General features: G+C 66.0%; 11 protein-coding genes. 5 read left to right on the top strand and 6 right to left on the bottom strand.

Translation table 11 applies throughout. The features are described from left to right. Positions 1-11 precede the first annotated feature (11 nt). A complete protein-coding gene (locus FNA46_RS16995; RefSeq protein ID WP_143126405.1) occupies positions 12-242 on the top strand; it encodes a DUF1289 domain-containing protein in 231 nt (76 codons plus the stop codon). Then, the gene (locus FNA46_RS16990) at positions 236-934 is read left to right on the top strand and encodes a retropepsin-like aspartic protease family protein (protein WP_143126404.1); all 699 of its coding nucleotides are present in this window, start codon (positions 236-238) and stop codon (positions 932-934) included. Before FNA46_RS16995 ends, FNA46_RS16990 begins: the two co-directional genes overlap by 7 nt. A gap of 23 nt (positions 935-957) precedes the next feature. Here FNA46_RS16990 and FNA46_RS16985 read toward each other — a convergent pair whose 3' ends face one another. From FNA46_RS16985 to FNA46_RS16965, 5 genes are all read right to left on the bottom strand, one after another. After that, positions 958-1,719: an ABC transporter permease gene (locus tag FNA46_RS16985; protein ID WP_143126403.1), complete on the bottom strand. Its 762-nt coding sequence runs from the start codon at positions 1,717-1,719 to the stop codon at positions 958-960. Further along, positions 1,716-2,642, bottom strand: coding sequence for an ABC transporter ATP-binding protein (locus tag FNA46_RS16980; protein WP_143126402.1), 927 nt, complete (start codon positions 2,640-2,642; stop codon positions 1,716-1,718). Before FNA46_RS16980 ends, FNA46_RS16985 begins: the two co-directional genes overlap by 4 nt. Positions 2,643-2,762: 120 nt before the next feature. Then, entirely contained in the window at positions 2,763-3,815 is a 1,053-nt protein-coding gene (locus FNA46_RS16975; protein WP_143126401.1) for a D-alanine--D-alanine ligase family protein, read from the bottom strand. A gap of 128 nt (positions 3,816-3,943) precedes the next feature. Further along, the gene (locus FNA46_RS16970) at positions 3,944-5,287 is read right to left on the bottom strand and encodes an extensin-like domain-containing protein (RefSeq protein ID WP_143126400.1); all 1,344 of its coding nucleotides are present in this window, start codon (positions 5,285-5,287) and stop codon (positions 3,944-3,946) included. Between the two features lie 482 nt (positions 5,288-5,769). Continuing rightward, positions 5,770-7,614 carry a methyl-accepting chemotaxis protein gene (locus tag FNA46_RS16965; protein WP_143126399.1) on the bottom strand — a complete coding sequence of 615 codons (1,845 nt, stop codon included), beginning with the start codon at positions 7,612-7,614 and terminating at the stop codon, positions 5,770-5,772. 182 nt (positions 7,615-7,796) lie between these two features. Here FNA46_RS16965 and FNA46_RS16960 point away from each other — a divergent pair, with 182 nt between their 5' ends. The 3 genes from FNA46_RS16960 (at position 7,797) to FNA46_RS26560 (ending at position 11,128) form a co-directional block, all read left to right on the top strand. Further along, positions 7,797-8,183, top strand: coding sequence for an acyl-CoA thioesterase (locus tag FNA46_RS16960; RefSeq protein WP_143126398.1), 387 nt, complete (start codon positions 7,797-7,799; stop codon positions 8,181-8,183). 185 nt (positions 8,184-8,368) lie between these two features. Next, positions 8,369-10,999 (top strand): heavy metal translocating P-type ATPase, encoded by a 2,631-nt coding sequence (locus FNA46_RS16955; RefSeq protein ID WP_143126397.1) that lies wholly within the window; start codon positions 8,369-8,371, stop codon positions 10,997-10,999. 6 nt (positions 11,000-11,005) lie between these two features. Next, the gene (locus tag FNA46_RS26560; RefSeq protein ID WP_280177854.1) at positions 11,006-11,128 is read left to right on the top strand and encodes a hypothetical protein; all 123 of its coding nucleotides are present in this window, start codon (positions 11,006-11,008) and stop codon (positions 11,126-11,128) included. A gap of 45 nt (positions 11,129-11,173) precedes the next feature. Here the strand turns inward: FNA46_RS26560 and FNA46_RS16950 are convergent, their stop codons facing one another. Beyond that, positions 11,174-12,364 (bottom strand): DUF1501 domain-containing protein, encoded by a 1,191-nt coding sequence (locus FNA46_RS16950; protein ID WP_425468773.1) that lies wholly within the window; start codon positions 12,362-12,364, stop codon positions 11,174-11,176.

The following is a 12,364-nucleotide window of genomic DNA, read 5'->3' as shown; positions in this document are numbered from 1 at the left end:
ATATAGTCTTCATGCTCACGCCCTGCATTCTCGTCTGTTCTCTGGATGACAAGACCGGCCTGTGTTTCGGATGCGGTCGCACGCGCGACGAGATCGGCCTCTGGACCACCTATACGGATGGCGAACGGCAGGCGATCATGGCGGCGCTGCCGGCCCGTCTGGAGGGCATCGAACGGCGCCCGCGCCGCGAGACAAGGCGTCGGCAGCTGGCGAGCCGCAGCAGGGAGGACGATCCATGCTGAGCGTGCTTCTGGCGATCCTCGCGGCGGGCCTCGCCTTCCTCGTCTTCAATCACGAGTCCGGCCTCACCTTCGGCATTGCCAATGACGATTTTGCCCGGCTGGTGCAGCTTTCGGCCATCGGCGCGCTGCTGGCTGCCGGCGTGATGGCCGGACGGCGCGGGCCGATCGGCGAGGTGTTGCGCAACATCGCGCTCTGGCTCGTCATCGTGCTGGCGCTGGTCGCCGGCTATCTCTACCGCATGGACCTGCACCAGTTCGCCGCCCGCATGAGCGCCGGCCTCATTCCCGGCAGTCCGCTGGTGATGACGACGAGCGAGGGTGGCCAGGAGGTGGTGCTTTACCGCGCCCGCGACGGCCACTTCAAGGCACATGTCGAGATCGATGACCGGACGATCCCGACGCTGGTCGATACCGGCGCCAGCACCATCGTGCTGTCCTATGCGGATGCCGAACGGCTGGGGCTCGACCCCGCGCGTCTTGCCTATTCGGTGCGGGTGATGACGGCAAACGGGGCTGCCCGCGCAGCACCCGTCACGCTCGACAGCGTCGCCGTCGGCCCGATCGACCGCACCGGCATCCGCGCGCTGGTCGCCGAACGCGGACGGCTGGAGGAAAGCCTGCTCGGCATGAGTTTTCTCTCCACCCTCGGTTCCCTGCAGATGCAGACCGACCAACTGCGCCTGCGCGACTGAGCGACTGAGCGACTGAGCGGGCGCTACTTGCGCAGCCGGTAACCGGTGCGGAAGATCCATTGCAGCAGGCAAAATCCGATGGTCAGGAAGACCGCGATCATGCCGAGGCTGATCAGCGGATTGACGTCGGAAATCTCGTAGAAACTCCAGCGGAAGCCGGAGACGAGATAGAGCACCGGATTGAGATGGCTGACGGCCGCCCAGAACGGCGGCAGCATATCGATGGAATAGAAGCTTCCGCCGAGAAAGGTCAGCGGCGGCACCACCAGCATCGGCACCAGGTTCAGCTGCTCGAAATTGTCGGCCCAGATGCCGATGATGAAGCCGAACATCGAAAAGGTGATCGCCGTCAGCACCATGAAGAGCAGCATCAGGAACGGATGCTCGATCCTCAAATCCACGAAGAAGGCGGCGGTGGCGAGAATGATCAGGCCGATGATCAGCCCCTTGCTGGCGGCCGCCCCCACATAGCCGATGACGATCTCCACCATCGAGACGGGCGCCGAAAGGATCTCGTAGACCGTTCCGGTGAATTTCGGAAAATAGATGCCGATCGCGCCATTGCTGATGCATTGCGACAGAAGCGTCAGCATGATGAGGCCGGGCGTGATGAAGGCGCCGTAGGAAACGCCGCCCACCTCGTTGATGCGCGAGCCGATCGCCGTGCCGAACACGATGAAATAGAGCGAGGTGGTGATGACAGGCGAGATGACGCTCTGCAGCAGCGTGCGCTTCATGCGCATCATCTCGAACAGGTAGATGGCCTTGATCGCCTCCCAGTTCATGCGCGTGCTCCCACCAGCGAAACGAAAATGTCTTCCAGCGAACTCTGCCGGGTCGAAAGGTCGGTGAAAGCGATACCCTCCGCCTCGACCGTCGCCAGCACCTGGCCGATGCGGCCATCGCCCGCACCGTTGCCATACTCGTGCACCAGCTGGCGGCCATCGGGCGTCAGCGACACGCCGAGCGCACCAAGCGACTGGGGAAGCACGGCAAGCGGCGCCTTCAGCTCAAGCCGAAGCTGCTTGCGGCCGAGCTTGTCCATCAGCGCTTTCTTCTCCTCAACGAGCAACAGTTCGCCGGCGCGGATCACACCGATGCGGTCGGCCATTTCCTCCGCCTCCTCGATGTAATGCGTGGTGAGGATGACGGTGACGCCCGTCTCGCGCAGCCGGTCGATCGCCGTCCACATGCCGCGCCGAAGCTCCACATCGACACCCGCCGTCGGCTCGTCGAGGAAGAGCACGCGCGGTTCATGCGCCAGGGCCTTGGCAATCAGCACGCGCCGCTTCATGCCACCGGAGAGTTCGCGCAGCTTGTTGTCGCGCTTCTCCCAGAGCGAGAGATCCTTCAGGATGCGCTCGATGAGCGCCGGATTGCTCTTTTCCCCGTGCAGGCCGCGCGAAAAGCTGACCGTGTTCCACACGGTCTCGAACTGGTCGGTGGTGAGTTCCTGCGGCACCAGCCCGATCAGCCGGCGCGTCTTGCGAAACTGGCTGACCACGTCATGGCCACCCACCAGCACTTGGCCGGAGGACGGCATGGAGAGGCCGCAGATGATCGAGATCAGCGTCGTCTTGCCAGCACCATTCGGCCCGAGCAGTGCCAGGATCTCGCCCTGCCGGATCTCGAGATCGACGCCCTTCAGCGCCTGAAACCCGTTGGCATAGGTCTTCGTCAGGGAGTGTACGGAAACGATGGAGGACATGTTCGGGGAACGCACGCATGAAATATGGGCAGGATGCTGCGTCTTATATAGGCACGAAACCGGAATGGCGAGGGCGAACGGCGGCGCACTCTGTATGAGCCGCCGCCGGTGCGGAACGCCTCAGCCCCGTTTCAGGCCGAAGGCGATCGCCACGTCGATCCAGCCGGAATAGCTCACGCCGCATTCGGCCAGCGCCAGCGGATACATGCTGCGATTGGTGCAGCCGGGCATGGTGTTGACCTCGTTCAGGAACAGGCGTCCGTCCTCCAGCAGGAAGAAATCGACGCGCGCAATCCCCTCGCAGGACAGTGCCCGGAAGGCGCGGGCAGAGAGCGCCATCGCCTCCTCCACCACCGCCTCCGGCACCTCGGCCGGAATGACGACCTTCGCGCCGTCCGGATCGAAATACTTGGCCTCGTAGTTGTAGAAGTCATGATGCGCGGCGGTGACGATCTCGCCGGGCGGCGAAATGGTCAGCCGGCCATCGGCATGCTGCAGCACCGCGCATTCGATCTCGCGGCCGTGCAGGAATTCCTCGACGAGGATCTTGTCGTCGAACTCGAAGGCCTTGGTCAGCGCCGGCTTCACCGCCTGGGCGCCATCGACGCGTGACACGCCGAAGGAAGACCCCTGCCGCGCCGGCTTGACGAAGAAGGGATAGCCGAACCGGTCAGCCAGCTGGTCCGCATCGACACCCTCGCCGGCCGCAAGCGTCACCGAACGGGCAACGGGCACCCCGGCCTCGCGCAGCAGACGCTTGGCGACATCCTTGTCCATGGCCGCCGCCGATCCGAGAATGCCGCAGCCCGCATAGGGCAGCCCCGCCATTTCGGCATAGCCCTGCACCGTGCCGTCCTCGCCGAAACGGCCATGCAGCACAGGAAACAGCAGGTCGAGCGTCGGCAAAAGCTCGGCGGGCGCACCATCGACCGCCACCAGACGACCGCGGCCGCCCGGCACCAGCGCAACGCTGACCCCGCTGCCCGGCTGCGGCACGGGGCCCTCGCCCGCATCGGCGTTCAGCCACCAGATCCCGTCGCGGCCAATTGCGATCGGCACCACCCGGTAGCGGGCGCGGTCCATCGCCTTCATCACATTGGCGGCCGACATCAGGGAGACATCGTGCTCGGCCGACTGGCCACCATAGAGGACGCCGACGGTGAGAAGGCTCATGCAGGTTTTCCTTTTTTGTGAAGAGGCGGCACGGAGGATGAAAGCGACCGCTGGTGGAACACGGCCGCCATGCATCAACCCGTCTGTGTCGAAAGTTGGACCGCTCTCACAATCCGGTGAAAAGCCTCTCAGTCGCAGATCCGGTTGCCGGACGCGCGGTTCCTGAGGTCGAAGTGGAAGTGGTTCCAATGCTCGGGATTGCTGCCCGGCCCCAGCACCGTATTGAAGTAGCGGCAGCTGTCGGAGCGCACGGCATTCAGCAGCCCGCGTTCGCGGAACGCAAAGAAACCCTTCTGGCGTACGTCGATCTCGTGACCATTCTTCAGCACGAACTTGCCGACATCGATGGCATTGCCGCGGGCATGTTCCGACATCGGGTTATAGGCCTGGCGGCTGTTGTTCATGCGCCTGCAGGAATAGCCGCCGAGCGGCTCGATGGTGCGCACGCCGGTGAGGTATCGCGCCCGTGCGGCGGGCGCCAGTTCGTTCCTGACCCACTGGGCAAAGGCGAGCGTCGTCTGGCAATTGAGCGTCACGCCCGGCCGCACACCGATATTGCCGGCAAGACCGGTCAACTCCACGGGATGCTCGATCCCGCAGCTCGGACCGCCATAGATGCGCGGCTTGTCGCGGAACTGCACGCCAAGCCGCACCAGTTCACGACGGCAGGCGATCTCGGATGCGGGCATCGGCTCGGGAATGGGGCTCATGCCCCAGTCGCTCTGGCGGGGCGGATAGGCGGGATTCTGCGGCATCACCATGGCCACCTGCCGCGGCGCAGCAAGCGGTGGTGCTGCCATCGGTGCATCCATGGGAGCATCGAACGGACCATCGAAAGGTTCATCGACCGGTACCCGGCTCGGCGCGACCACGGGCCGGTTGTCGCTCCAGCGCGGCGCTGCCGCCACCCTGTCGCGGCGCTCGGGCGGCGCGCGACGCGTGACCGGCCCGAGCAGCTCGTCGCCCGCTCCCGGCTGGCGACGGACCTCCAGACGACGCGGCTCGCTGCGACGCGGTTCCACAGGCATCGCGGAGGGGCGCTGGACAGGCGTATCGGTGCCGATGCCATCAACCACAGGATGCACGGCATTGCCCTCGGCAATATCGAACTGCTGCTCCTCGGCAAGCCCCAACACCCGACCGTTCCCCGCCATCGCCGGGTCGGGCGGCGTAACCCCAAGCTCGGCATCCATGTTGACGCCGCCCTCGGGAATGACGAGATGGCCCGGCGTGCCGGTCTGCACGCCCGTTGCCTCGCCACCCTGCAGGTATGTCACCGGCTGCGGTGGAACAGGATAGCCGTCACGAACGCTTTGCACGGGGGATGTCATGCCGGAAGGCTGGATGGCGGAAACGCGCGTGCCACGGTCGATCGGCGCCGGCGGCACGATATCGGTAAAGGAGCACCCCGCCACAAGCGCTGTTGCCATCAGGAAGGCCAGTGCCCGCCGGTAGGTAGTCGCCTGTGCCATTCCGACTGCTCACCTGTCTCGTTTCGGGAAGAGTCCCAGCGACGAAACGGTAACCAGATAAGGTAAATGAAAACTTTCCCAAAAAGAGTCATTTTGCACCCCTGCAAATTCAGGGCACAATCCGAGGATGAGTTATTTTGAGACGGAGCACGCGCAGGCCGCAAGAAGGCCTATCGCGCAGATCGTTTCGTCGGAAACACCGGTAACGCCGGAGAACGGTGCGTCAGCGGTAACGGGATAGGAAAGCGCCTGGCGACGCTTCGCGACCGCCGCGACAGCGCGTGAACGGCCGGCACAACTCCGATATGAGGATGGAGTTCGGCAAGGAGCGCGCCATGCGCCCTTGTGCCGTTTGTCCTGACAATGGCCGGCTGCAGCAGCGGTGCCCGGACCCGCGAGGCCCTCCGCCGGGTCAGGCTCCGAACAGAAAGGCCTGCTCCCCGGGGAAGCAGGCCAGTCCCGGCCGTCAAGCCCGAGCAGCGTCAGGCGGCGTGTCTTGGCAGGGCAATCCCGATTCCGGTGCCGGTGCCGGTGCCGGTGCCGGTGCCGGAAAGGCGAAAGCCTTCCAGCAGGTCGCGCAACTGCTGGCTCTGGGCGGCCAGCGTCTGCCCGGCTGCGGCCGACTCGTGCACCATCGCCTTGTTCTGCTGGGTCATCTGGTCCATGTGGTTGACGGAGGTGTTGATCTCCTGCAAACCGGAGGCCTGCTCGCGTGCTGCGGTGGCAATGCCCTCCACCTGGGCATTCACCTTCTCGACCAGACGAACGATATCCACCAGCGCCTCGCCGGTGGTGCGCACCAGCGACACTCCGGCCTCCACCTCGCGAGCCGAACTGTTGATCAGCGCCTTGATCTCCTTTGCCGCATTGGCGGAACGCTGCGCGAGTTCGCGCACTTCCTGCGCCACCACCGCAAAGCCGCGTCCGGCCTCGCCGGCACGTGCCGCCTCGACGCCGGCATTCAGGGCCAGAAGGTTGGTCTGGAAGGCGATCTCGTCGATGACGGAGATGATCTGGCCGATGCGGCTCGAGGAGTCCTCGATGCGCCCCATGGCATCCACGGCATCGCGAACAATCTCGCCGGAACGGCCGGCGCTGGTCTTGGTATCGGCTACCATCGCGCGTGCTTCCGCAGCCCGCTCAGAGGCGGTCTTCACCGTCGCCGTGATTTCCTCCAGCGCGGACGCCGCCTGTTCCAGGGCTGCGGCCTGCTGCTCGGTGCGCTGCTGCAGCGTGCCGGTGGCGCGGCTGATCTCGAGCGCGCTTTCGCCCACCACGTGGCCCGTGCGGGAAATCTCCTCGATGGTCCGCCGCAACGAACCGACGGCCGAATTGAAATCATCGCGCACCTTGGCGAAATCGGCTCCGAGATCCCCAAGCGAGACGGACAGATCACCGCGCGACAGAGCCTCCAGCGCCGCGCCAAGGGCCTGCATGGCCTCCGACTGCCGCTCGGCCGCCTGCCGGACCACGCCGGCCGCCCGCTCGCGGTCCTCCGCCAGGGCCCGCTGCTGGTCGGCATCGCGCTTCTGGAGCAGTGCACGCTCATCCACCGCATCGCGCAGCACGACAAGGGAACGGGCGATGTCGCCAAGCTCGTCCCGCGCCTCCACACCGTCGATGGCGATCGATGGCTCGCCGGCAGCCATGCGCTGCAGTGCCGCACGGATGCGCCCGACCGGCTGCGTCACGCTCTTGACGATCATCAGCGCGCTGCCGGCCAGCAGCAACATGCCGATGCCGGACATGGCGGCAAAGCGCAGGGCCATCTGCCAGTAAAGCGCCTTCAGGTCATCCACATAGACGCCGGTGCCAACGACCCAGCCCCACGGGGCAAATCCCGCCACGTGCGAATATTTTTCCACCGGCTTTTCGGCGCCGGGCTTCGGCCAGTCGTAATTGACGAAACCCTGGCCGGTGGCCTTCACGGTGTTGACGAATTCCACAAACAGGAATTTGCCGTTGGGATCCTTGTTCTGCGTCAGGTCGGACCCGTTCAGTTCCGGCTTGATGGGATGCATGACCATGCGCGGATACATGTCATTGATCCAGAAATAGCCGCTGCCATTGTCATAGCGCATGGTGCCGATCAGCCGCTTCGCTTCCCCTTGCGCCTGTTCCCGCGTCAGCTTGCCGGCCACTTCCTGGTCGTAATAGGTCTTGATCAGGCTCAGCGCATTGGCATTCATCGCCGCCAGCGAGGCCTTGCGCTCCTTTTCGAGCGCGCCGAAATTGTGGGACAGACTGAGGACCATGGTGGCAACGAGAATGATGACGGCCAGCGCCACCAGCAGGTAAAGCCGCGTCGAAAGACGGAATTTCGTCATGCTGCACCTCTTCGCACACAGAATGCCGCAAAAGCGTATGATGCGCGTGCTTTCCGCTCCGTAAACGCAGGACTTGCAATTCTACGGGTGCACCCTTGCGGGAAAGCCGTTGTCAGCCGTGCGGGCCGGATCTAAGGTTTGGGAAGTGTGCACTGCACAAGACGGCAACAGGAGATCGCCCCATGCCCGAACAGACCCTGCCCGAGGGAGAACTGACGCTCCGCACGCTGGCCATGCCGGGGGATGCCAATCCCGCCGGCGACATCTTCGGGGGGTGGGTCATGGCGCAGATGGACCTCGCGGCCGGCATCCGCGCCGGCGAACGGGCGCGAACCCGCGTCGTCACCGCCGCAGTGAAGGAAATGGCCTTCCAGCGCCCGGTCAAGATCGGCGACACGCTCAGCATCTACACCGAAGTCACCCGCATCGGCCGCACCTCGATCACGCTGCAGGTGGAAGCCTGGGTCAACCGCTCGCGCATCGGCATGCTGGAGAAGGTCACCGAAGGCACATTCATCATGGTGGCGCTCGACGAGACAGGCCAGCCGCGCCCGGTGCCGGCAGACTGAGCGCCGGGGGACCAGCAGACCGGTCTTACCCGAGGGAGGCTGCCGGCTGCGACGGCAACCGGCGCATCCCCGGATTTCGCCACACGCAGCGCCTGCATCTTTTTCCGTTTCTCTCTTCATTTTCCGCTTGAACCTCTAGTCACTGGAGGTCGTACACCTCCTCGCGTCAATTGAGGACAGGTGTGATGACCGACGCGGTGAAGACGAGATTTCGGATCGAGGACATGGATTGCGCCTCCTGTGCTGGCAAGATCGACACGGCGGTGCGGCGGATGCCGGGCGTGACGGATGTCGCCGTCTCGGTCACCTCAGGCACGATGACCGTCACCCATGCGGCCGCGCAGGATCCGCAGGCGATCGGCCGCATCGTGACCGGGCTCGGCTATCCGGCTGCGCCGATCGGACGGGTGCCGGCGGAAAAGGCGGCGCACCGCCATCATGACCACGGCGATCACGCGCCTCCCGCAGCGCATCCTCATGAGCACGGCCCCGGCTGCACGCACCACCATCACGCCCACGATCATGACCATGACCATGACGGCCACGCACATCGCGAACCGCATGACCATGCACCTCTTTCACCCTCATCGCCTGAAACGGCCGAGCACGCGCAACCAGCCACCGGCAACGCCGCGTCGGCAGAATCCCGGTTCCACATCGGCGGCATGGATTGTGCCTCCTGCGCCGCCAAGATCGAGACCGCCATGCGCCGCCAGGCCGGCGTCGAGGATGTGCGGGTCTCCGTCACCTCAGGCACGATGACGCTCAGGCATCGTCCGCAGACGGACCTTTTGGCCGTCGCAACGCAGGTGACGCGCCTCGGCTACAGCATCGCGCCGATGGAGCGACCGGCGAACAGGCCGCAAGCGCCGGAGAGCGGCCGGCACGACCACGCGCACGAGGCGGCGGCATCCCGGCCGGAAGGCTTGCACGGCCACGACGATGGCCCGAGCGATGGCCCCTGGTGGAAGAGTCGCAAAGGGCGCGCCACACTTCTCGCCGGCCTGTCGCTGCTTGCGGCCTATGCGCTCGGCCATCTGGTACCCGCGATCGGCACCTATGCCTTCATCGCCGCCATGCTGGTCGGCCTGGTGCCGATCGCGCGCCGCGCGGTGATGGCAGCGCGGGCCGGCACGCCGTTTTCCATCGAAATGCTGATGACCATTGCCGCCCTTGGCGCGCTGGTGATCGATGCCACCGAAGAGGCGGCCGCCGTCGTCTTCCTGTTTCTGGTCGGCGAACTGCTGGAAGGCGTTGCTGCCGGCAAGGCGCGCGCCAGCATCCAGTCGCTGGCGGCGCTGGTGCCGAAGACCGCGCTTTTGGAGGAAGGCGGCAAGACGCGCGAGGTCGCGGCCGAAACGCTTGCCGTCGGCAGCGTCATCCTCGTGCGGCCGGGCGACCGAATGTCCGCCGATGGCGTGATCCTTTCCGGCGACAGCGCCATCGACGAGGCACCGGTGACGGGCGAAAGCGTGCCGGTGCGCAAGACCGTCGATGACACGGTCTTTGCCGGCACGGTCAATGGCAATGCAGCACTGCGCGTGCGCGTGACCGCCGCCGCCGAGGACAACACGATTGCCCGCGTCGTGAAACTGGTCGAGGAAGCACAGGAGAGCAAGGCGCCGACCGAACGCTTCATCGATCGCTTCTCGCGCTACTATACGCCGGGCGTCGTGGCGGTCGCGGCCCTCGTCGCGATCCTGCCCCCGCTGGTCGCCGGCGGCGCCTGGGGCGAATGGATCTACAAGGGGCTTGCCATCCTGCTGATCGGTTGCCCCTGCGCACTCGTCATCTCGACGCCGGCCGCCATTGCCGCAGCCCTTGCCGCCGGTGCGCGCCGCGGCCTGCTGATGAAAGGCGGCGCCGTGCTGGAAGACCTTGGCAAGCTTACGGCAATCGCCTTCGACAAGACCGGCACGCTGACCGAGGGACGCCCCAAGGTCACCGACATCATCCCCTTCGGTCTCGACAGCGCAGAGGTGCTGCGCCAGGCTGCGGCGCTCGAGGCCGGCTCCAGCCACCCGCTGGCGCTCGCCATTCTCGACAGGGCGCGGGAAGAGGACATTGAACCGCCGCACGCCTCGGATGCCAGGGCGCTCGGCGGCAAGGGCGTTATGGCCCGCGTACAAGGGGTCGAGGTGTTCCTGGGCTCGCCCGTCGCCGCCGGCGAGCGTGTGACGCTGCCGATGGCGCATGCCCGGCGCATAGCGGCGCTGAACGACGAGGGCAAGACGGTCTCCGTGCTGATCGTCGGCAACCGGCTGGCAGGCGCCATCGCCATGCGCGACGAACCGCGCGCCGATGCCGCCGAAGGGCTGAAGCGCCTGACCGATGCCGGCATCCGAACCGTCATGCTGACCGGCGACAACCGCCGTACGGCACAGGCCATCGGCGCCACGCTCGGCATCGAGGTGCGCGCCGAACTGCTGCCGGAAGACAAGCAGCGCATCGTCGGCGACTTGAAGCGGGAGGGCCATGTGGTCGGCAAGATCGGCGACGGCATCAACGATGCCCCGGCGCTCGCCGCCGCCGATGTCGGCATCGCCATGGGCAAGGCGACCGATGTCGCGCTGGAAACGGCCGATGCCGCCGTTCTGCACGGCCGGGTCGGCGATGTGGCGCTGATGATCGACCTGTCGCGCCGCACCATGCGCAATATCTGGCAGAACATCGGGCTTGCGCTCGGCCTCAAGGCCGTGTTTCTGGTCACCACGATCATCGGCATCACCGGCCTCTGGCCGGCGATTCTCGCCGATACCGGCGCAACCGTGCTCGTCACGATGAATGCGCTGCGTCTTCTCAAACCGATCCGGTGACAGACCATGATGCGAAAACTTGTGTTCGGCGCGATCCTCGCCCTCGTCGCCCTCTCGGTGGTGTTCAGCCTGATCGGGGTTCTGGCGATCTGGAGTCCGATGGAACTGTTTGCACCGGCAAAGCCCTGACTGTTGCCTCGGCGGCGCGGTTTCACCGCGGCACCGCCGCCTCGCTCAGCCTGCCTGCAGCAGCGATGCCGCGCCATCAAAGGCAAGGCCGGGAAACACCTTGGAGGTGATATTGGCCGGCGTGATGTCGAACTGGCGGTGCAGCACGGCCGCTGCCACGTCGCGCACATCGCCGGTCGGCATCAGGGCGCGTCCTTCGTAGAGTGCCTCCGGCGCAAGGCCAGGCCAGCGGCCCATCACCGTCTTGCGCGACAGACCGGAACCGGAAAGACCGCCGCCGGCCAGCACCGCGCAACTTGCCCCGCCATGATCGGTGCCGCCCCGGTCGTTCAGCCGGAGGCTGCGCCCGAATTCGGTCAGCGCCAGCACGATCGTGCCGCTCCAGGCGGCAGGGCCCATGCCCTCGCGCAAGGCGAGGATCGCGGCGGAAAGATCGCCGGCCGCCTGCGGAAACTGGCCGCGCTGGTCCACATGCGTATCCCAGCCCTCCAGCGAAAAGCTCGCCACCCTGTAATCGCCGTTCAGCATCGCACCAACCTGCCGGGCCATTTCGATGAGGCCGGCACGCCGCGCCGCGGCATCGAACAACCCGCCCGGTCCCGCATTCGCCACATCCTGGAATGAGGCGGCGAAGGCCGCATCGCCGGCGAAAAGATCGCCAAAACCATGCATCTCGTCATTGGCAAGCGGGCGGTCGGGTCGCGCCGCCCAGACATCAACGAGATTGGGACCCGAAAGAATCGGCTCCACCGCAGCGGTAATATCCACCGCCCGTCGCTGGCCGATGCGCGGCATCAGCGACAGTGCCCGGTTCAGCCAGCCGGTACGCCCGGCCTTGCCCTCCGCCTCGGCGGTTTCCAGCACGTCCTGCGCCTCGAAATGCTTCTGGCCGCGATAGGAACTTGCGACCGCGTGCACGAAGCCCAGTTCGCCCGCCTGCCACAGGCCCATCAGGTCGCCCGCCGCCGGATGCAGGCCGAAGAAGCCGTCGAGATCGAGCAGATCTGCGTCCGGCGACAGCGCCATGCCGGGGCGCAGCGCGACAAGGCCCGGATCGCCGTGCGGCTGCACCAGATCGACGCCATCCATGCCGCCGCGCAGGATCAGCACCACCAGACGATTATCGCCAGAGCCGGCGGCCAGCGTTGCCGTCGGCAGGACGGCAAGGCTGGCCGCACCCGCCGCGCCACACAGGAAGCCGCGCCTGGACAGCCTGAAGAGAGAAGCATCGGCCAT

This window comes from Affinirhizobium straminoryzae (assembly GCF_007004135.1).
Classification (GTDB): domain Bacteria; phylum Pseudomonadota; class Alphaproteobacteria; order Rhizobiales; family Rhizobiaceae; genus Neorhizobium; species Neorhizobium straminoryzae.
The sequence above is the reverse complement of the archived record's forward strand: the minus strand, read 5'-3'. Positions and strand labels throughout refer to the sequence as shown.